18 protein-coding genes and 2 pseudogenes are annotated in these 18,816 nt (G+C 62.7%); 11 read left to right on the top strand and 9 right to left on the bottom strand.

Translation table 11 applies throughout. The annotated features are described in order from the left end of the window. Nucleotides 1-314: 314 nt before the first annotated feature. The 7 genes from ACTJLC_RS10085 (at nucleotide 315) to ACTJLC_RS10115 (ending at nucleotide 9,805) form a co-directional block, all read left to right on the top strand. On the top strand, nucleotides 315-2,747 hold the full coding sequence (locus tag ACTJLC_RS10085) for a YadA family autotransporter adhesin (protein ID WP_440843769.1): 2,433 nt from the start codon (nucleotides 315-317) through the stop codon (nucleotides 2,745-2,747). A gap of 453 nt (nucleotides 2,748-3,200) precedes the next feature. Beyond that, the gene (locus tag ACTJLC_RS10090; protein WP_310129686.1) at nucleotides 3,201-5,522 is read left to right on the top strand and encodes a DUF3141 domain-containing protein; all 2,322 of its coding nucleotides are present in this window, start codon (nucleotides 3,201-3,203) and stop codon (nucleotides 5,520-5,522) included. Next, nucleotides 5,447-6,493, top strand: a complete 1,047-nt coding sequence (locus tag ACTJLC_RS10095) for a phosphate acetyltransferase (protein WP_374710270.1) — start codon at nucleotides 5,447-5,449, stop codon at nucleotides 6,491-6,493. The genes ACTJLC_RS10090 and ACTJLC_RS10095 overlap by 76 nt, the downstream gene beginning before the upstream one ends. A 4-nt stretch (nucleotides 6,494-6,497) precedes the next feature. After that, the gene (locus tag ACTJLC_RS10100; RefSeq protein ID WP_310129682.1) at nucleotides 6,498-7,676 is read left to right on the top strand and encodes an acetate/propionate family kinase; all 1,179 of its coding nucleotides are present in this window, start codon (nucleotides 6,498-6,500) and stop codon (nucleotides 7,674-7,676) included. A 12-nt stretch (nucleotides 7,677-7,688) separates the two neighbouring features. Beyond that, nucleotides 7,689-8,480, top strand: a complete 792-nt coding sequence (gene fabI, locus ACTJLC_RS10105; RefSeq protein ID WP_073431541.1) for an enoyl-ACP reductase FabI — start codon at nucleotides 7,689-7,691, stop codon at nucleotides 8,478-8,480. Nucleotides 8,481-8,503: 23 nt separating this feature from the next. After that, a complete protein-coding gene (locus ACTJLC_RS10110) occupies nucleotides 8,504-8,758 on the top strand; it encodes a hypothetical protein (protein WP_073431540.1) in 255 nt (84 codons plus the stop codon). Between the two features lie 18 nt (nucleotides 8,759-8,776). Next, nucleotides 8,777-9,805, top strand: a complete 1,029-nt coding sequence (locus ACTJLC_RS10115) for a hypothetical protein (RefSeq protein ID WP_310129680.1) — start codon at nucleotides 8,777-8,779, stop codon at nucleotides 9,803-9,805. A gap of 80 nt (nucleotides 9,806-9,885) precedes the next feature. Here ACTJLC_RS10115 and ACTJLC_RS10120 read toward each other — a convergent pair whose 3' ends face one another. After that, nucleotides 9,886-10,506, bottom strand: coding sequence for a serine O-acetyltransferase (locus ACTJLC_RS10120; RefSeq protein ID WP_310129678.1), 621 nt, complete (start codon nucleotides 10,504-10,506; stop codon nucleotides 9,886-9,888). Nucleotides 10,507-10,652: 146 nt separating this feature from the next. Beyond that, nucleotides 10,653-11,148 (bottom strand): annotated as a pseudogene (locus ACTJLC_RS10125) (GDP-mannose 4,6-dehydratase); the annotation flags it as partial. On the opposite strand from ACTJLC_RS10125, the pseudogene ACTJLC_RS10130 reads away from it, so the two are divergent. Further along, nucleotides 11,133-11,222 (top strand): annotated as a pseudogene (locus ACTJLC_RS10130) (dihydrodipicolinate synthase family protein); the annotation flags it as partial. The pseudogenes ACTJLC_RS10125 and ACTJLC_RS10130 sit on opposite strands and share 16 nt — an antisense overlap. Nucleotides 11,223-11,240: 18 nt before the next feature. Here ACTJLC_RS10130 and ACTJLC_RS10135 read toward each other — a convergent pair. Then, nucleotides 11,241-11,552, bottom strand: a complete 312-nt coding sequence (locus ACTJLC_RS10135; protein ID WP_073431537.1) for an H-NS histone family protein — start codon at nucleotides 11,550-11,552, stop codon at nucleotides 11,241-11,243. Nucleotides 11,553-11,687: 135 nt separating this feature from the next. On the opposite strand from ACTJLC_RS10135, the gene ACTJLC_RS10140 reads away from it, so the two are divergent. Continuing rightward, on the top strand, nucleotides 11,688-12,314 hold the full coding sequence (locus tag ACTJLC_RS10140; RefSeq protein WP_073431536.1) for a TetR/AcrR family transcriptional regulator: 627 nt from the start codon (nucleotides 11,688-11,690) through the stop codon (nucleotides 12,312-12,314). A 66-nt stretch (nucleotides 12,315-12,380) separates the two neighbouring features. Here ACTJLC_RS10140 and ACTJLC_RS10145 read toward each other — a convergent pair whose 3' ends face one another. From ACTJLC_RS10145 to ACTJLC_RS10155, 3 genes are all read right to left on the bottom strand, one after another. Beyond that, on the bottom strand, nucleotides 12,381-13,685 hold the full coding sequence (locus tag ACTJLC_RS10145) for an SUMF1/EgtB/PvdO family nonheme iron enzyme (RefSeq protein ID WP_440843774.1): 1,305 nt from the start codon (nucleotides 13,683-13,685) through the stop codon (nucleotides 12,381-12,383). 130 nt (nucleotides 13,686-13,815) lie between these two features. Further along, nucleotides 13,816-14,604: a helix-turn-helix domain-containing protein gene (locus tag ACTJLC_RS10150; protein ID WP_374710269.1), complete on the bottom strand. Its 789-nt coding sequence runs from the start codon at nucleotides 14,602-14,604 to the stop codon at nucleotides 13,816-13,818. A 210-nt stretch (nucleotides 14,605-14,814) separates the two neighbouring features. After that, complete coding sequence (locus ACTJLC_RS10155) at nucleotides 14,815-15,294, bottom strand: universal stress protein (RefSeq protein ID WP_083082818.1); 480 nt, start codon at nucleotides 15,292-15,294, stop codon at nucleotides 14,815-14,817. Nucleotides 15,295-15,582: 288 nt separating this feature from the next. On the opposite strand from ACTJLC_RS10155, the gene ACTJLC_RS10160 reads away from it, so the two are divergent. Then, complete coding sequence (locus tag ACTJLC_RS10160) at nucleotides 15,583-16,272, top strand: FadR/GntR family transcriptional regulator (RefSeq protein WP_073431533.1); 690 nt, start codon at nucleotides 15,583-15,585, stop codon at nucleotides 16,270-16,272. 291 nt (nucleotides 16,273-16,563) lie between these two features. Here ACTJLC_RS10160 and ACTJLC_RS10165 read toward each other — a convergent pair whose 3' ends face one another. After that, a complete protein-coding gene (locus tag ACTJLC_RS10165) occupies nucleotides 16,564-17,157 on the bottom strand; it encodes an acyl-homoserine-lactone synthase (protein WP_073431532.1) in 594 nt (197 codons plus the stop codon). A 153-nt stretch (nucleotides 17,158-17,310) separates the two neighbouring features. On the opposite strand from ACTJLC_RS10165, the gene ACTJLC_RS10170 reads away from it, so the two are divergent. Continuing rightward, on the top strand, nucleotides 17,311-17,628 hold the full coding sequence (locus ACTJLC_RS10170; protein WP_083082817.1) for a hypothetical protein: 318 nt from the start codon (nucleotides 17,311-17,313) through the stop codon (nucleotides 17,626-17,628). Here ACTJLC_RS10170 and ACTJLC_RS10175 read toward each other — a convergent pair. Together ACTJLC_RS10175 and ACTJLC_RS10180 are read right to left on the bottom strand one after the other, a co-directional pair. Then, nucleotides 17,612-18,316, bottom strand: a complete 705-nt coding sequence (locus ACTJLC_RS10175; protein WP_073432979.1) for a helix-turn-helix transcriptional regulator — start codon at nucleotides 18,314-18,316, stop codon at nucleotides 17,612-17,614. The two genes, ACTJLC_RS10170 and ACTJLC_RS10175, sit on opposite strands and share 17 nt — an antisense overlap. A 36-nt stretch (nucleotides 18,317-18,352) precedes the next feature. Further along, nucleotides 18,353-18,595, bottom strand: a complete 243-nt coding sequence (locus ACTJLC_RS10180; protein WP_143326549.1) for a hypothetical protein — start codon at nucleotides 18,593-18,595, stop codon at nucleotides 18,353-18,355. Nucleotides 18,596-18,816 lie beyond the last annotated feature (221 nt).

The raw sequence follows: 18,816 nt of genomic DNA on the forward strand, positions 1-18,816 counted from the left end.
GTATTGACCAAACGATGAACCAAGCCGGGCTTACAGCGATGTGGGCCCGGTTTTTTTGCGCGTGCTGAACCCCCGCACTTACAAAGCCACGAAACACGTCATTCGGCACGCGCGTGCGCAGCGCCTCGGTGTTCATAATTGGCATGGTCCCGCATGCCTTCGCCGGTTTATTGCCTCTCGATTCGTGCGAATCGGACGGGTTTGATCCGGCCAGGACCGTGTTCGTACTAGTCCATCACCTGTAAGGTGTTTGAAAAAATACAGTGGCTCCTGATGAAGAAAGTTCTTCTTCTCGTTTCTTTCAGGAGTTACTCATGAACAAGACTTACCGCAATGTCTGGAATGCCGTCACGCAAACGTGGACGGCTGCATCTGAAACGGCCCGTGCACGCAGCAAGGGTTCGGCGCGCGTCGCGCTCGCGTCGGCGGCGGTGATCGTCGCGCTGAGCGCGGTGACGGGCACGGCGTCGGCGGCGGAAAGCTGCACGACAACGGACGGGCAAGCCGGCTCGATCGACGAGGCCGGCATGTGTACCGTGGCGTCGGAACTGCAACCCAACTCCATCATGCCGCTGGCCACGGTGGATGACGGCTTCATCAAGGTGACTGCGGGTACCCCTAATATCGCCGCCTCGGCGACCGGGTTCGGGGCAATCGCGATCGGCGATAGCGCTCTGGCAGATGGGCAAGGCGCATCGGCGATGGGTCACCAGGCTCAGGCAACCGAGATCGGCACGACGGCGGTTGGATATAAGGCCAAGGCCGAGGGGCAAGACGCATCAGCGGTGGGTAGCCAGGCTCAGGCAACCGGGACCGCCGCGACGGCGGTCGGATTCGGGGCCGCAGCAAGCGGGTACGCCACGGTGGCGCTTGGCAATGCTGCTAATGCCGCTGCCGATCGCAGCGTGGCCATCGGTAGCGGCGCCCATGCGACGGGAGACGCCGGCGTGGCGCTGGGCCGCGTTGCGTCCGCCTCGGGAACCAGTTCGATTGTAATCGGCCAACTAGCCAAGGATTCCACCAGCGACACGAATTTTGGCAACAACGCCGTCGTCATTGGCGCAGGTGCGGTTGTCTCGGGCACGGGTGCGACCTCCGGCGCGATGGCCCTGGGCAACAATGCCTATGCGTTCGGCAACGGTTCGGTCGCGTTGGGCGCGTCCTCGCATGCCGACAACACGGATTCAATGGCGTTGGGTGCTGGCGCCAATACGTACACCGTTGGCACCATCGCCGTGGGTACTAACGCGAGCGTCGGCACGGCGGCGACCGATTCGATGGCGATCGGTTTCGGTGCGAGTGTCGGCGACAACGTAACGAATACGGTAGCGCTCGGGGCAAATTCGACGACGACCCGCAACAACGCGGTAGCGGTGGGTTCGACCACCAGTTCGCGCCAGATCGTCAATCTCGCGGCAGGCACGCAGGACACTGATGCAGTCAACGTCAGCCAGCTTTCGCTGCTGGTCGATGCCCTTGGTGGTGGCGCGAAGATCGACCCCACCACCGGCGCAGTCACCGGTCCGACCTATACGGTTAGCGACGGTAACGGCGGGACGACCACGGTCGCAACGATCGGCGATGCGGTGACCAACCTCGACACGCGCACGGCGAACAACGAGTCGTCGATCGCCCAGATCAACAGCGATCTCAGCAACGGCTCGATCGGCCTGGTGCAGCAGAATGCGGCGACCGGCAACATCACGGTCGCGAGCGGCGTCGCTGGCGGCGCGGTGGACATGTCGGGCACGGCGGGCCCGCGCGTGGTGACGGGCGTGGCGAACGGCGTGAACGATAGCGATGTCGTGACGATCGCGCAGTTGAAGGCGACGGGCCTGATCGACTACACCGGCAAGGAACTCGGCGCGCTGGTCTATGACGACCTGACGCTGTCGAGTGCGACCCTCGGCGGCGCCAACGGCACGCTGCTGACGAACGTGATGGCGGGCTCGATCTCGGCAGGCAGCATGGATGCGGTGAACGGCGGTCAACTGTACGCGTTGCAGCAGCAGTTCGAGTCGCAGTACGGCCAGATGAACGACCGTGTGTCGAACATCGAAAGCGGCGCGTCGGGTGGCGGTGGCGGCACGGTCGATCCGTCGCTGCCGGGCAGCGGCGATGGCAGTGTGCAGGTGGGCTCAAACGCGAACGCGTCGGGTTCGAACAGCACGGCGCTCGGCAACGGCGCGGTGGCAACGGGCAGCAACAGCACGTCTACGGGTGTCGGCGCGATCGCATCGGGCAAGGACAGCACGGCGAACGGCGCGGGCGCCACCGCATCGGGTGAGAACAGCACGGCACTGGGCGCGAACGCCAGCGCGAATGGAAACAACTCCGTCGCACTGGGCGCGGGTTCGGTGGCGGATCGGGACAACAGCGTCTCGGTCGGCTCGATCGGCAACGAACGCCAGATCACCAATGTCGCGGCGGGCACCGCACCGACCGACGCGGTCAACGTGCAGCAGATGAACGACCAGATCGGCAGCGTGCGCTCCGACATGGAAGGCTATCGCCGTGACTCGAACGCGGGAACGGCGTCCGCCGTCGCACTGAGCATGCTGCCGCAGGCACCGGCTGCCGGAAAGAGCGTGGTGGGCATGTCGGGCGGCACGTATGGCGGACAGTCGGCGGTCGCATTCGGTCTGTCGACCTACACGCCTAACGGCAAGTGGATCCTGAAGGGCGGTGGTTCGACCAACACGCGCGGCACGGTAGCGGTTGGCGCTAGCGCAGGGTATGTCTGGTAATTCGCCGATGACCTGACTGCTGCACGCAGTCATTGCAGCACCAAGGACGTTCGAGAAATCGGCGTCCTTTTTTTATGGAGTCGAGCTTTTGTCGCGGTGCCGGCAATGCTCCCCTTGTTTCCCGCGTTACCTGCTCGTCTATTCCTTCCATCTCCTCGACGTGGCTGGCACTGCTGACTTCGTCGTTCAAAACGTGACGACGCCGCCGAGTGTTTCGACGCAGGCGCGGACGCTTCGTCAGCATCATTAGATGCGCCCCGCGTTGGTGCGGCATCCTGCCTTCGTCTACCAGCAGCCGCACGATTGATCTAGGTCACAACAGACCAAAGCCGCACGCGTACGCTGCACGAGTTGCATGCGGCATCGGTGCGCGCACGAATCATCGAGCCCGCCAGCAGCCCGCGGGGCAGCCGCTAGCGCGGCTCAATCAATGTAGCAACGGAGGACGGTGTCATGGACGCAGCCACGCAATTGGCGCGCAGTCAGGAAATTGCCGGGAAAGTCGCGTGCGTGCTGGAAAAGCGCACGCAGAACGCAATGGAGCACTATGGGAAACGGTTGCGCGCAGCCGTCGACGGCGACGCCGGCAGCGACCAGAGCGCGACTTCATTCGCGACGCAACTCAACCCCTTGAGCGCATGGCATTACGCCGTCGACGTCGCACAGCGCTCGCTGCTGTTCTGGGACACGATGCGCGAGCGCGGCACGCAATACGTCGAACGCGCTTCGCAGGAACTCAAGCCCGCGCTTCATTTCGACTACGACATCGTGCTCGACGCGAGGCATTTCCCGCGCCCCGTCAATTACGCGCTGCTGTATATCAAGCCGCCCGAAGGCGTGATCGTCGACGCGAAAAAGCGGCCTTATCTGATCATCGATCCGCGCGCCGGCCACGGTCCGGGCATTGGCGGCTTCAGAGACGATTCGCAGGTCGGCGTCGCGCTGCGTGCGGGCCACCCCGTGTACTTCGTCGTGTTCTTCCAGAACCCCGAACCCGGGCAGACCCTGCTCGACGTATGCGCCGCCGAACAGGAGTTCGTCAGGAAAGTGCGCGCGCTGCATCCCGACAGCGCGAAGCCGGCCATCATCGGCAACTGCCAGGGCGGCTGGGCCGCGATGATGCTCGCGAGTTCGTCGGCGGAGGATACCGGTCCCGTCGTCATCAACGGCGCGCCGATGTCGTACTGGAGCGGCGCGTGGAGCGACGGCGCAGGCGACAATCCGATGCGCTATGCGGGCGGAATACTGGGCGGCACGTGGCTCGCGTCGTTTGCGTCCGATCTCGGCAACGGCAAGTTCGACGGCGCCTATCTCGTGCAGAACTTCGAGAACCTGAACCCGGCCAACACGTTGTGGGACAAGTACTACCACGTGTACGACAACATCGACACGGAGCCGCCACGCTTTCTGGAATTCGAGCGCTGGTGGGGCGGCTACTACCTGATGAACCGCGAAGAGATCGAGTGGATCACGCGCAATCTGTTCATCGGCAACAAGCTCTGGTCGGGCGAAGTGCGCGGCGTTTCGGGCAAGGCGTTCGACCTGCGCGAGATCCGCTCGCCGATCATCCTGTTCGCCTCGATGGGCGACAACATCACGCCGCCGCAGCAGGCCTTCAACTGGGTGGCCGATCTCTATGGCAGCACCGAGGAAATCAAGGCGCGCGGCCAGGTCATCATCGGGCTGATGGACCAGGAGGCCGGACATCTTGGCGTTTTCGTGTCGGGCAAGGTGGCGAAGAAGCAGCATGCGCAGATCGTCAACGTGCTCGAGATGATCGAGACGCTCGCGCCGGGCCTCTACGCGATGCTGATCGACGAGGTGAACGGCGTCGACGGGAAGATCGCTTACGAGGTGACGTTCGTCGAACATCGTCTCGAAGAAATCGCGCAGCATTTCAACCGCTTCAAGCGCGAGGACGAAAAGCCGTTCGAAGCCGTTGCCGAGCTTTCCGAATTCAACCAGCGCGCTTATGAATTGTTCATGCAGCCCTACGTTCAGTGGATGTCGAACGAGACCACTGCGCGATGCCTGCGCCAGTTTCATCCGCTACGCTTTCAGCGCTGGGCCTTTTCGGATCTGAATCCGTGGCTTACCTGGCTGCGCCCGGCGGCTGAAGCGGTCAAGGCGAACCGGCAGCATGCCGACGATATCGCGCCGTGGCGCGCGCTCGAACATCGCGGCGCGGAAATCGTCAGCGCCTCGCTCGACCACTATCGGGCGATGCGCGACGCCGGCACCGAGTCGCTGTTCTTCAGCCTCTACACCGCGCCCTTCCTGCTTCATTTCGCGCAACGGTATCGCAGTCGCGAGATCGCCGTGTCCACGGCTATTAATCCGCGCGAACTGCCTTTCGTGAAGGAGGCATTGGCGTCGATCGCGCAGGGCGGCTACGACGAAGCGGTTGCGCGCGCGGCGTTCCTGCTTGGACGCAGCGGCGAGCCGCTCTCGCTTGCCCGGCTTGCGACGCAGCGTGAACTGGCCGAAGCCTACGCCGAGTATCTGCCGAGCTTGCCGCCCGATCAGTGGCGGCGCGTTCGCGGCGAACAGGAACTCATCGCGACTTATGAGCCGCAACAGGCCATCGCGACGCTTCCCGCGCTGCTCGCCAAACCGGAAGACCGCCAGCGGCTGCTGACGTTGCTGGACAGTCTGCTGGCCGACACGCGCGTGCAAAGCGTGCCGCCGACCGCGCACCAATGGGACGCGTTGCAACGCATTCGCGCGGTGCTCGGCGCGGCTCCCGCGGTGCGGCCCGAGCACGCTCTGTCATGAGCGTGCCCATCTTTCCCACTGAGGACTCGTCCGTGGAACCCAGACACGCGAAGTATCGCCAGCTCATTGCCCACTGTCAGACACTCGCGCCGATGCCCACGGCCGTGGTCCATCCATGCGACAGAAGCTCGCTGGAAGGCGCCGTGGAAGCGGCGCGCAGCGGCCTGATCGTGCCGATCCTCGTCGGGCCGCGCGCTCGCATCGAATCGCTTGCCGCCGAGTGCAAGTTTTCGATCAACGATTATCAGATCGTCGACGCGCCGTTCAGCGAGGCCTCGGCAGCCGCGGCCACGCAACTGGTGCGCGAGGGCAAGGCCGAGGCGCTGATGAAAGGCAGCCTTCACACCGACGAGCTCATGGCCGAGGTCGTCCGGCGCGATGCGGGGCTGCGCACCGGCCGGCGCGTCAGCCATTGCTTCGTGATGGACGTGCCCGCCCACGCTGACGCGCTGATCGTCACCGACGCCGCCGTGAACATCGCGCCGACGCTGGAGGAAAAGGTCGACATCCTGCAAAACGCGATCGACCTTGCGCACGCGCTTCAGTTTCCGGAGGTACGGGTGGCGATTCTCTCGGCCATGGAGACCGTCAGCCCGAAGGTGCCCTCGACCATCGAAGCCGCCGCGCTGTGCAAGATGGTGGATCGGCGGCAGATCACGGGTGCGCTCGTCGACGGCCCGCTTGCGCTCGATAACGCCATCGACCCCGAGGCCGCGCGCATCAAGCAGATCGATTCGCCCGTGGCCGGGCGCGCCAATGTCCTCATGGTGCCCGACCTCGAAGCGGGCAACATGCTTGCCAAGAGCCTGTCGTTCCTCGCGGGCGCGGACGCGGCCGGCATCGTGCTCGGAGCGCGTGTGCCGATCATCCTGACGAGCCGCGCGGATTCGCTCATTACGCGGCTCGCCTCCTGTGCGGTGGCGGTGCTCGTCGCGCAGGCGCGGCGCGAAGCCGCGAAGATCGTCGGGTGACGTCATGGCAGATGTGATTCTGGTTCTGAACGCAGGCTCGTCGAGCATCAAGTTCTCCGCATTCGAGGAGCAGGGCGACGCGCTCGATCTGGTCGTGCATGGCCAGGTCGAGGGCCTGTACACGAGCACCGCGCGGTTCGAAGCCGTCGACCGTCACGGCGAGCACCATGCGAGTGAACCGAGCGACGGCGGCGAGCTGGACCACCGGCAAGGACTGGAGATTATCGGCGCGTTCCTGAGCGAGCATCGCGAAGGGCACAGCCTCGTCGCGATCGGCCATCGCGTCGTACACGGCGGGCAGCGCTTCAGCGGTCCCGTGCGAATCACGCCTGACCTAACGGACGAGTTGGAGAAGCTTACGCCGCTCGCGCCGCTGCATCAGCCGCACAACCTGAAGGCCGTCCGCATTCTCGGCGAATTGCAACCGGGCGTGCCTCAGGTGGCGTGCTTCGATACGGCTTTTCATCGCACGCAACCCGAGGTGGCCCAGGCGTTCGCGCTGCCCAGATCGATCACCGGCCTGGGCGTGCGGCGCTACGGCTTTCATGGGCTTTCTTACGAGTACATCGCGAGTGTGCTGCCCGACGTCGCGCCGAAGGCGGCAAGCGGACGCACCGTGGTCGCGCACCTTGGCAACGGCGCGAGCATGTGCGCGCTCGTGGCGGGCAGGAGCGTGGCGAGCACGATGGGTTTCACCGCCGTGGACGGATTGCCGATGGGTACGCGGTGCGGCAGCCTGGACCCCGGCGTGGTGCTCTACCTGATGGAAGCGCTCGGAATGGATGCGCGTGCCGTCGAGGATCTGATCTATCGCCGCTCGGGTCTGCTCGGCGTATCCGGCGTATCGAGCGACATGCGCGTGCTGCTCGCCAGCGACGATCCTCACGCCCGTTTCGCCATCGAGCTTTACATCTACCGCATATCGCGCGAGCTTGGCGCGCTTGCCGCGGCAATGGACGGGATCGACGCGCTGGTTTTCACGGCGGGAATCGGCGAGCATGCGGCGGCGATTCGCGAGGGCGTGGTGCGGCACGCGGCCTGGCTCGGCGCGGAACTCGACGCCGAAGCGAACCGCAACGGCGGAGCGCTCATCACCACGGCATCGAGCCGGATGTCGGCGTGGGTCATCCCGACCAACGAAGAGCGGATGATCGCGCGCCATACGCGCGAGGTTCTCAAATGAAGGAGCAACGTCATGTCGTCTGAACCCGCCGAGGGATTACGTCCTGTACTAGCGGGCATGAAAGCGCTGGTCACCGGCATTGCCAACGAACACTCGATTGCATACGGTTGCGCCAAGGCGTTTCGCGAGCTCGGCGCGGATCTGGCCATCACCTACGCCTCGGAGAAGGCGAAGCCTTATGTCGAACCGTTGGCGAGCGAGCTTGGCGCAGAGCTTCTGCTGCCGCTCGATGTCGGTGACGCGGCGCAGCTTCAATCGGTATTCGGGCAGATCGGGCAGCGCTGGGGACGTCTCGACATTCTGCTGCACTCCATCGCGTGGGCGCCGAAAGACGATCTGCATGGCGGACTGCTGCATTGCTCCAGCGAGGGCTTTGCGCGCGCGATGGACATTTCGTGTCATTCATTCGTGCGCATGGCGGCGCTTGCCGCGCCGCTCATGGACCAGGGCGGCACCCTGCTCACGATGAGCTATTACGGCGCCAACAAAGTCGTGCCGAACTACAGCGTGATGGGGCCGGTGAAGGCCGCGCTCGAAGCCTGCACGCGCTACCTCGCCTATGAGCTCGGACCGAAGGGCATTCGCGTGCATGCGATTTCGCCGGGTCCGCTCAAGACGCGGGCGGCCTCCGGCCTCAAGGACTTCGACCTGCTCCTCAACGAGGCGGTCGAACGCGCGCCGCTCGGCGAGCTGGTCGACATCATGGATGTGGGCTACACCTGCGCGTTCCTCGCCACGCCCTACGCGCGGCGGGTTTCCGGCGAAACGCTGTATGTCGACGGCGGCGTCAACATCATGGCCTGATCTGGCTTTGGAGAGAAAACATCATGGCTGAGCTTTTACTGGGTAATGTCGAAGAAAGCGTTCTGGACGAGGAAATCAGCGAGTTCCTGCAGAGATACGGCTTCCCTCCGTTCGATTCGATCGAGCGCGTGCCCGCGGGAATCGGACGGCCCGTCGCGTTACTAATGTTCAGCAACCTTTCGGCGGAGGCACTCAACCTGCTCCGGTCGAGGATTCACAACATGTTCTGGAAGAATCACACCATCACTGCGCAGATCCTGCTGGAACGGGAAGACTGAGCCGAAAAGAGGCGACCAATGAGCATTCTGATCAGGCTGTTTCATCGTGAAGGCGCATCGGAAAAGCACACCCGGAATTCCGCACAGGTGAGCGACACCATCGAGCGCATTGCAAAACTGACTCCGCAGTTGCGGCTCGCGGAGCATTATCGTGAGCGCCTCGCGGCGTCGGTCACGACTTCGCTCGACTATGTCCGGGCATTGGTGGACGACATGCCGCCGGCACGCGAGGCGAGCGCATCCGCCTGGATGACGGACCCGTATATTCGGGCCTTTTTCGCCACGCCGGAAGACGTGCCGCGTGTCCTGAGTCATGCCACTGAACTGCGTACCTATTTCGATGCGCACCCCTTGGCGAACGAGGTCTTCGCCGTGCTCGGCATGGCGATGACTGAACGGCGGACATTCGGCGTGGCGCAACACGAATCGACGGCGCGTACCGACGTGCAACTCACCACCGTGAGCTTCAGCGATCACCGGGCACGCGTATGCGCCGACACGGAAGACACGCTTCGAGAGGAGATCGTGCGCCGTGTGGTGGATCAGCTCGTGCTCGTCGCCATCGAACGAATCGGGGCGGACGTGTCGCGCCGCGGCGAGCTCGAGCAGGAGCGCGCGCTGCTCAAGACGCGCCTGGCTCTGTTGCAGCGGCAAGGCAGCGGGATGAGCGCCGTGTTGGGCGCGCAGCCGTTGTCCAGTTTCGTGGAGGTGGCGCACCTGCAAGCGGAGCTGGAAAAGAACGACGCGGAGATGGCGCGTCTGGGACTCGCGACCGAGGCGATCGACCGTCGTCTGGAGACTATTGCCGAGGTACTCGGGTCGCCTGCGGAACACCTGCATGTAGTCAAGCGGGAACTGCGGCTCGATCACATGAACGTGATCGCGGAGAACGGATACGCTCGCGAGGGCGCAACGATCGAATTGAGGCTCGCAAGCATGCCGGAAACAGCGGGTGCGATGCGGGCGTTTGCGCTGGTGCGATTCGCACGCGTCGATTTACTGCCGGCGCCCAGCATGGCCGATGAAGAGCGAAAGTTCCTGGTCTGACGCCGCCGCGAACGCTATCGCATCGTGTGTCGGGGTTCCTTAAGCGTCAAAGGGGCGAATGTGTGAATGAAGGGCGGCGGCTAAGCCTCTGATCGTTGACGAGGCTCGGGATGCGACGTCACCCAACGCCGCGTGATGTATCGCCCTTCCCGGTTCAGCGCCGCGTCGTTGGTCATGACGCGCGCCGGGCTACCGGCGACGGTTACGCCTGCGACCACGTCTCTCGTCACTACGCTGCCCGCTCCGATCGTGACGTTGTCGCCGATAGTCACTGCTTCGACGATGCAGACGTTAGGGCCGATATATACGTTGTTCCCAATCGTGGCGGCCTTGCCGTGATTGCTGCCAATCGTGGTGCATTGGGAAATATTGCAATTCGAACCAAACACGGCGGTTTCATTGACCACGATGCCGCCAAAATGCGAAATGAAGAAGCCCGGACCAATCGTGGTTCCAACGGGAATGACGATTCCAAATTTTCGTTGAGTCGCACGCAACTTTGCCCGCAGCATGAAACCGATTACGCCGTTCCGGTGAGCGCTCGCCAGGCGAAACCAGAACATGTAGTTGAAGCCCTCGTTGCCAATGAACTTCCTCATGAAGCATTTCAAGTCGATTCGCCCCGCCACGCGAAAGAGGTCGCTTTTTATCAGTTCAATAGTTGTTTTCATCGTTTTTGGCAACCGTTGAAAAGTCTTCACCTCCGGTACCTTATACCCATTCGACGCCAGGATATGTGAGGTACAAAACCATCCGTGGGAAGTAAAAGCGGGCCCCTGCCCCCTGGCGTAACGAGCATGCGGCGAATCCATTTGCGGCGAATCGCACCATCGGTACAGCAAGGAACTCAACCACGTTGCCCGGCATTCCGTAGCGCCGACGACCCATTCAGGTGCCATTCCAGCGTTCTTGCTATCCCTGTTTCACAGCTCTCGATCGCACGCCGATCGGACGCCATTGCAGTTCGCGCATCATCTTGCTCGCATCGATCGCGTAGCGCCAATCATGACCAGGGCGGTCGGCGACGAATTTCACGAGACGCGCATGCGGCGCTCCGTCGGGTCGAGCCGGTCCATCAGCGTGCAGATGAGCGCCACGATATCGACGTTTCTCCATTCGTTGCACCCCCGACGTTATAGGTTTCTCCCACCGTCGCGGATGTTGGAGCCATTGCCGCACACCGGAATATCGGCTCCCTCGAGGCAGCGCCTGACGACGGTCGGGATGAATTTCTCTTCATGCTGGTAGGGGCCGTAGTTGTTCGAGCAATGAGTGGTCGATACCGGCAGGCCAAAGGTATGGAAGTAGGCGCGCACCAGGTGATCGGCGCCGGCCGCTTGCGCCACTTCATCCGGCCACCCGGCAGAGCCTCGTCGAGATCGCCCGGCGCCTCGGCGCACTCGTCTTGCGGTGGGCTCACCAGGACCGGCCACGGCTAGTCCGATTCGGCGTCGTCGGACGGCTTGACCAGAAAATCGTTGTAGCTCCGGTTCCGGATCCAGGACGGCGCGCGGCCGCGGCCGCTCCAGGTGGCACCGGTCACGGGGTCCTGGTATTTCATCTGAAGCGGTTTGGTGTTGTAGGTGCCTCGCCGGTCGACGCGTAACTGGTTAGGCACGAGGTTGAAGAAGTTCATGACCTGGCGGACGTGTTCGATAGCCGCGTTCTGCTCCTGCTGCCAGGCAACCGATATCCGCTCATCGAGTTGCGCGAGTTGCTGCTTCAGCATCTTTACCCTGCTGCTCATGTTCTCTTTCCGTAATACATGACCAAGTTGTCGCCAGAGTCCGATAACCACACTGTGAGATTTCAAGTGAGATGTGAAATGCAATCGTAATACTATCGAGTTGAATTTTAAATATCAACTGATATCCTTCCGGCCATGTACACGGCGACCAAACCCCAGCGGCTGAGCCGCGAAGAAAGTCGATTGCAGACTCGGGCAGATTTGCTTGCTGCGGCGAAGCGGCTGTTTGTCGAGAAAGGTTTCGGCGGTACGTCTCTCAGGGATATCGCGGCCGAGGCAGGTTATACGCAGGGCGCTTTCTATTCGAACTTCGCGAGCAAGGAAGATCTGTTCGTGGAACTGATGCGAGAGCGGTCGAGGACGCAAGTGAGCGACATTGGCCGAACGCTGAGCGACCCGTCTGCGTCTGCGGACGACATATTGAACGCGTTGGAGGTCTGGGCGCAGACGCTCGATGCAGAGCCCGAATGGTCTGTGTTGGGCGTTGAATTCAAGCTTCAGGGACGCCGCAACCCCGTTTTTGCAACGGCCTCACAGGCGCTGCTGGACGCGCATCGTGATGGCCTTGCCTATTGCATCGGGCAGATTTTCGCCAGGCTGGAAAAAGTGCCGCCCGAATCGCCGACCGTATTGGCGGCGGCCTTCATGGGTCTCTCACAAGGCCTCGCGCTGCAGCGGTCGATGCTGGCCGAGGCGCCCATTGGACACATGATCATGGTGTTCCTGCGCAGCCTGTTGGCCGCGGCGCCGCGGGTGCGCTGATCTGCAAGAATAAGTTTCGTTAAAGCGGAAGCCGGAGTTTGTTTCCAACTTCCGCTTGATGAGTCATCACCTCACGCACCGGAACCCCGCATACACATGCTGATAATGCGGCTGAAACCAGTTGCGGAACGCCGGTCGCAACATGCACCGCGCGGTGCGCGACGACCCGCCCTTGATCACGTAGTGCTGCCCGTCGAAAAAGTTGGCCGAATAGCCGGGATAAAACGGAAACGCTTCAAACCCCGGCAGTGCGTCGAACAGCGTCGACGTCCATTCCCAGCCATTCCCGAATTGACCTTCGACACCGAACGCGCTGACGTTATCCGGATACGCATCGACCGGCTGCGGGTCCCAACTGCGAAAATCGAAATTGCCCGACGCGGCATGCGGCGCACCCTGCGCCGCGCGTTGCCATTGCGCCTCCGTGGGCAGCGCCTTGCCGGTCCAGCGTGCGTAGGCGCTCGCTTCGGCGTGGCTCACGTAGACGGGCCAGTCGAGCGGCAGCGGCACTTCATCGAACATCGTGCGCAGCATCCATGCGCCTTGATCTCCGTCGGGCCGCGACCAGCAGGCGGGGTGCTCGATCTGCTCGGCTTGCCTCCACGCCCAATCGTTATCCGACCACCATTCGCGCTCGCGATAGCCGCCTGCCTCGATGAACTCGCGAAACGCGCCGTTCGTCACCATGTAGCGATCGATCTCGAAGGCGGGCACGTCGACGCGCATTTCGCCGAACTCGTTGTCCCAGCCGAAGCGGCCGCCGTCGCGCGGCATGCCGAGCAGCGCGGCGCCGGCCGGCACGCCGACCATCGAAGACAATTCGCCGCCGCGTTCGCCACGTGTGCGTACCGGCTCGCGCAAGTCCGTGACCTTCTGTTCGAGCGGTAGCTGATGCAGCATGTACGCAAGCGTTTCGGCATGCATCAACCGATGCTCGATCGCGACATTCAGCAACTGCTCCGACGCGTCGGCTTGCGTGCCGCCGCGGCCGACACGCGCCGAGTCGGTCAGCGCATCGAGCTCGCGGTCGATCTGTTCGCGCGCGCGCGAACCATATGCGCGCACCGTGTCGAGCGACGGCCAGTCGCCTGGCTGATCGGTCGGAAAACCGCCGTCGACGGGGTCGATGCCGAAAGCAAAGAGCTGATCGAGCCGCGGGTCGAACGCCGGCAGATCGCACAAACGCTGATCGAACAGATTGCGATCGAACGCTTCCAGATGGCCGATGTAAAACACGATCCGGTGGCGCTCACGGATCGGCCGTTCGTACAGAAACTCGGGTTTGACGATGGAAAGCAATGCGTCGGTGACTTGACGCGCGTCGATCAGACGCTGGACGAGCGGATGGTGCGGGGCGGGGTCGCGATTCATTTCGCCGGGTCTCCTTGCGGGGGACGGACTAAGACTGTACCCGGTCGCAGCAGCCATGCCAAGGCGAAAGCGCGCTGAAAAAGCATGTGGACGGGGGTCCGGCGGCGCGAGCCAGTCCCCGGCTCGCGGCTCAGACCTGCCTCAATCCTTCGAAATCGACGATGCGGATGCGCTTGCCTTGCGTGTCGATCAGGCCACGCTTTTGAAATCTTGACAGGGTGCGGCTCACGGTTTCGAGCGTCATGCCGAGGTAGCTGCCCATGTCCTCGCGCGTCATGCGCAAGTTGAATTCCGCCGATGAATAGCCCCGCTGCGCATTGCGCTCGGAAACGTCGAGCAGGAACGCGGCGACACGTTCGTCCGCCGACAGCGAGCCGAGCACCATCATCTGCGCGGCCTCGCGCACGATCTGCTCGCCGAGCAGCTTATGCAAACGCTCCTGCATCGGGCCGCTTTCGCGGCACAACGATTTGAGGGCGTCGTACGGGACGATGCAAACGGTGCTGTCTTCGAGCGCGAGCGCGCTGCATGCATGCACGTCGTCGCTGATGCCGTCGAGACCGAGCGCCTCGCCCGCGATGCGCAGGCCGGTCACCTGATCGCGGCCGTCACGATGCGCCATGACGGTTTTCATCGAGCCGGAGCGCACGGCGTAAATGTTGTCGAAGCGGTCGCCGCTGCGATACAGCGCTTCGCCGCGCCGCACGGAGCGCGCGGCGCAGATCAGCGTTTCGAGCTTCGACAGTTCGGCGGACGACAAACCTTGAGGCATGCAGAGCTGCCGCATCGCACAGCTCGAACAGCGCGTGGCGGTGCGCGCGGTCGCCCTCGGCGGCGCGATGTGGCGGCCGCGCAGCGGCGATTGCGCGGCGGGTTCGGCACTGCCGGTGGAGCGAGCAGCAACGGTGGGAGTCAGCATGTTCGGCAGCCATTGATCGGGATGACAACGGATTGTCCCACCGGCCATGCGCGCCGCTTAGCGGCAAAACGACGCGTTCGCACGGTCAGGTCGCTTGCGCGACGTCACGCTGTTTGGCGTCGCGAATTGCCGCGCGTCGTGAGAAGGCGGAGCTCGCGGCTCTAGCCGTCGACGCAGCGCCGCCGCACTCGTGATGCGCCGCGAAGCGCGTCACGACGCCGAGCCGGTGTCCTTGCTTTCCTTGGCCGCGGCGGATGGGATCAGCAGCACGGGCAAGCTCGCTTGCCGTACGCAACGCTCGGCCACGCTGCCGAGAATCAGACGCTGGAAACCGCGCCTGCCGTGCGTGCCCATCACCAGCAGATCGGCGTTGAAATCGGCGGCCGCCTTCAGCACGACCGCGGAAACGTCGTCGAGCGACGACGCTTCGGTTACCACGAGTTCGCCCTTCACGCCTTGCGCGGCCATGAACCTGGCGAACTCCGCGCCGAGTTCCTTGCCTTCGTCGATGAGACGATTGCGCAGAACCGAAGGGTCGTAGCCCGGCGCTTCGAAGTACAACGGCGTGTTCTCGACCACATACAACGGCTGCAAAACCGCACCCGAGGATTTGGCGAGCGCGAGCGCTGCTTCGAACGCACGGCGCGAGGTCTGGCTGCCATCGACCGCTACAAGGATGCGTTGGTACATATCGACTCCGTGTCAGAAGGATTCGGATTGCCACAGCCGCTTGGCGGACCGGGCGGCTTGACGGTGCGTGACCGCTTCGAGCTTTAATGATCGCTGAAAAACGGCCATGCGGCCGGATGTAAATCAAACACTTGTCAAATTCGACGCCGCCGCTGCCTGACGCGAGAGCGCCGTGCAGCAAGCACTGGCGGCCATCATCGCAATCCATGACGCATATCGCCGGCTAGGGCGAAACATGATTTGCCTTACAATCGAAACCTACTCAGACAAGCTGCTTCAGCCCCGCTGATGAACGAGCGCAAAACGACGGGCTTGCCCGACAAAATCTACGGCGACATCCTCAATCGCATTCTCGAAGGCGAATACAAGGAAGGCGAACGGCTGCCCACCGAGCATGCGTTGGCCGAACGCTTTGCGACGTCGCGGCCGACCGTGCGCGAAGCCCTGGCGCGCTTGCGGGCGGACGGCATCATCATGACGCGGCATGGTTCGGGCACCACGGTCGCGCGGCGGCCCGATCCGGATGTGCGCCGTTTCGCGCCGCTCGAAACGCTGTCCGACATCCGCCGCTGCTATGAGTTTCGTATCGTGACGGAAGCGGGCGCGGCGGAGCAGGCGGCGCTCAAGGCCGACGCCGACGACATCGCCGCGATCCAGCACGCGTGGGAGCAACTGGAGCGCATCATCGAAACACGGGGTATCGGCGCAAAGGACGACTTCATGTTCCACCTGGCGGTGGCGCGCGCATCGAAGAATCCGTTTTTCATCACGGTCATGTCGTTTATCGAAGAGCAAATCGTGTTCAGCATGAACCTGTCGCGCAATCTGTCGCTCGTGAAAACGGTGGAGCGCCAACGGCTCGTGCAGGCCGAGCATATGGCGGTGCTCGATGCGATTCGCCGTAAGGACGCGCCCGCGGCCGGAAGGGCGATGCGGGCGCATCTCGAGAATGCGCTGGAGCGGATGTTCGGCTCCTAGGCTGGGACGATCGCGTGCTTCACCGCAGTGTTTCGGGCGGAGCATGGAGCGGCACTGCGTCGCCGCACCATCGGGCCGTCCAGTTCCCGGCCCGGGGCGTGCGATTTGCCCGCTTGGTTGCCACCAAGCGGGCACGACCAAGCGGCCACCAAGCGGCCACCAAGCGGCCACCAAGCGGCCACCAAGCGGCCACCAAGCAGCCACCAAGCAGCCACCAAGCAGCCACCAAGCAGCCACCAAGCAGCCACCAAGCAGCCACCAAGCAGCCACCAAGCAGCCACTAAGCAGCCACTAAGCAGCGGCGGCGATCGGCCCGAACAGCGCGGTACGGGTTTTCGGACTCACCGCGATGTCCAGCGCCACGGCCCGCTCCACACCGATCTGCAACGGCGCGCCGAGCCGGCTGATCTCGATGCCGGTCTTGCGCAGCAGCCGTTCGATCGGCGTCGTCGTCACCGTGACGTAGCGCGTGATGCCCATGCGGTCCGCGAACGTGACGAGCTCGTGAATCGCCTGCATGGTCACATCGGCAAAGCCGAACGACTGCTCCTCGCCGCTGGTTTCGATCGCGAAGCGGCTCAGTTCCCAGATGTGCCTGCCGACCGGCGCCTCCGCGCCGTGCAGCAATTGCGGGAACGTGTCCTTGAGCATGTTGGGGCCTTCGGTGGGCATCAGGCGCCAACAGCCGCGCACCTGCCGGTCCTCGCCTTGAATCAGCATGTAATGCGGCCCGAGTGCGTCGTAGCCGTCTATTTCCATGCCCGCGATGGTGGGGATGTCCCATCCCAGACGCCCGTGAAAAACGCGGGCTCGTAGACGGTACATTTCGTTGATGTCGGCGTTGTCGAATTCCTGCCGCATTCCAATCCGGATTGCTGTTTGCATGACGTTCTCCTGAACGTGTTGGGGTACCCAATACGCAGGAAAACTTATGCATTCTGAATCTTTGCGCTACCTACCTACCTGGATAGGTGTGCATGCTTATCGGATAACGCAGAATTCGAGACAGCATCTGCACATAACCGACGGGACACGACAATGGAACTCCTCGAAAATCACTGGAAACCGCAAACCGATATTCAAACGCGCCCCGCGCAGGCTCCCTCGGCCGTGGACCGCGTTTTGATCATTGCTTACCGCAAAAAGAAAAAAGAGAGCCAGCGCCGTTTCTGGGCGCGCTTCGGCGTGACGCAGTCGCGCGGCAGCCGGTTCGAATCGGGCGCTGAGATTCCGGCGCCGGTCTCGATCCTGCTGGGTCTGTACTTCACGAAAACCGTGTCCGACGCGGATCTCGGCCGGGCCGAACGGGTGCTGTATAGCCGCGACGCGGCCGCATTGTTCAACCCGGGTCAATAAGCCCGAGCTGCGCCGCAATCACGGCCGCCGCGCGGCGCGAATTCACACCGAATTTCGTCCTGATGTTTTTCATATGGAAGTTCACCACGGCTTCCGAACAGTTCAGGATGTGGGAGATTTCCCATGTGGATTTACCGCGCGCGGTCCATTTCAGACATTCACGTTCACGCGGCGTGAGTTTGGGCAATAAGGTCTGAGTGTGGGTATTCAAATGGCGCTGGGCGGTGTCGATCACCAGATCGCGCAATAACACCAGGTTCGGCAACGCAACGTCGATATGACGCCAGAAGGCGTCGGTCGGGTTGCTGTCGTTGACGAAGCACATCATGCCGGCTTGCTGGTTGGGTCCGTGAATCGGCAACGTCACCCCGGCGCGCAGGCCATGCCCGCGGGCTTCCTCGTACATTGACTGCTGCTCGGCGGTAGTAAAAATGTCCGGCGACCAGATCAATGGCGTGGCGCGTGTCGCGCAATGGCTGACGGTCGGGTCGATGTGAGCCAGTCCCTGATCGTCATAGGCGCGGCGCCATGCCGGCGCATAGGTGCTGCGCACGTAGGCGTCTTCCAGGCGCATGGTCGGGCGCGGCAGCATCGCGATCAAAAGCCTGTCGAAACCCCATGTTTCGGCAAGGCCGACAATCGCGCTGAACCATTCCGCTTCGTCGACGGCGTTCTGCAGCGGCGCCATCTGCTCGATAAAGTGTAACGGCAATTTTCAACTCTCTCAGGCTCGCAACGTCTCGTTGCGGTTTAATTGCGGTACGGTATTCCGTCCGGCTGTTTTGTATTCACAATCTAACACTAAAAATAACTTCGCAAAGCCGACATCTAATGTGCATAAAGGCGTTGCGAGGGGCGGCCAGGGAGCGAATGAAACGCAGCCCATGCGAAATTCCCTGAACGCCACGAGGAATCCCAGCCGATAAAAGTGGTGAAACTCTTCGCGGCAACCGGTCTGTTTTTTCATCGGCCTGCATTATTAGCTAATTCAGGCTAATAACCCTCTTCATAATCGGGCGATACCTGCCCACTCGACATATCGGATTTCGTTGCCGGTTTGCGGGGCTCCGTGTGCTTGGCCGCTCATTGTCATATAACGACGCGTTTCCGGCTTTCTCGCTGACCATTCTCAGATTCCTGCAAGTTGTTTGACAAATTTGCGGGCCCAATGCTAACTTCAATGCCCCT

It is taken from the genome of Paraburkholderia sp. 22099 (genome assembly GCF_052045835.1).
Taxonomy (GTDB): domain Bacteria; phylum Pseudomonadota; class Gammaproteobacteria; order Burkholderiales; family Burkholderiaceae; genus Paraburkholderia; species Paraburkholderia terricola.

Coding starts and splice junctions, on each gene's coding strand:
- ACTJLC_RS10100 (WP_310129682.1), top strand. CDS start 6,498: ATGGCAGATGTGATTCTGGTTCTGAACGCAGGCTCGTCGAGCATCAAG.
- ACTJLC_RS10145 (WP_440843774.1), bottom strand. CDS start 13,685: ATGAATCGCGACCCCGCCCCGCACCATCCGCTCGTCCAGCGTCTGATC.
- fabI (WP_073431541.1), top strand. CDS start 7,689: ATGTCGTCTGAACCCGCCGAGGGATTACGTCCTGTACTAGCGGGCATG.
- ACTJLC_RS10140 (WP_073431536.1), top strand. CDS start 11,688: ATGTACACGGCGACCAAACCCCAGCGGCTGAGCCGCGAAGAAAGTCGA.
- ACTJLC_RS10090 (WP_310129686.1), top strand. CDS start 3,201: ATGGACGCAGCCACGCAATTGGCGCGCAGTCAGGAAATTGCCGGGAAA.
- ACTJLC_RS10160 (WP_073431533.1), top strand. CDS start 15,583: ATGAACGAGCGCAAAACGACGGGCTTGCCCGACAAAATCTACGGCGAC.
- ACTJLC_RS10095 (WP_374710270.1), top strand. CDS start 5,447: ATGGGACGCGTTGCAACGCATTCGCGCGGTGCTCGGCGCGGCTCCCGC.
- ACTJLC_RS10175 (WP_073432979.1), bottom strand. CDS start 18,316: ATGGCGCCGCTGCAGAACGCCGTCGACGAAGCGGAATGGTTCAGCGCG.
- ACTJLC_RS10170 (WP_083082817.1), top strand. CDS start 17,311: ATGGAACTCCTCGAAAATCACTGGAAACCGCAAACCGATATTCAAACG.
- ACTJLC_RS10155 (WP_083082818.1), bottom strand. CDS start 15,294: ATGTACCAACGCATCCTTGTAGCGGTCGATGGCAGCCAGACCTCGCGC.
- ACTJLC_RS10115 (WP_310129680.1), top strand. CDS start 8,777: ATGAGCATTCTGATCAGGCTGTTTCATCGTGAAGGCGCATCGGAAAAG.
- ACTJLC_RS10180 (WP_143326549.1), bottom strand. CDS start 18,595: ATGAAAAAACAGACCGGTTGCCGCGAAGAGTTTCACCACTTTTATCGG.
- ACTJLC_RS10085 (WP_440843769.1), top strand. CDS start 315: ATGAACAAGACTTACCGCAATGTCTGGAATGCCGTCACGCAAACGTGG.
- ACTJLC_RS10165 (WP_073431532.1), bottom strand. CDS start 17,157: ATGCAAACAGCAATCCGGATTGGAATGCGGCAGGAATTCGACAACGCC.
- ACTJLC_RS10135 (WP_073431537.1), bottom strand. CDS start 11,552: ATGAGCAGCAGGGTAAAGATGCTGAAGCAGCAACTCGCGCAACTCGAT.
- ACTJLC_RS10110 (WP_073431540.1), top strand. CDS start 8,504: ATGGCTGAGCTTTTACTGGGTAATGTCGAAGAAAGCGTTCTGGACGAG.
- ACTJLC_RS10150 (WP_374710269.1), bottom strand. CDS start 14,604: ATGCTGACTCCCACCGTTGCTGCTCGCTCCACCGGCAGTGCCGAACCC.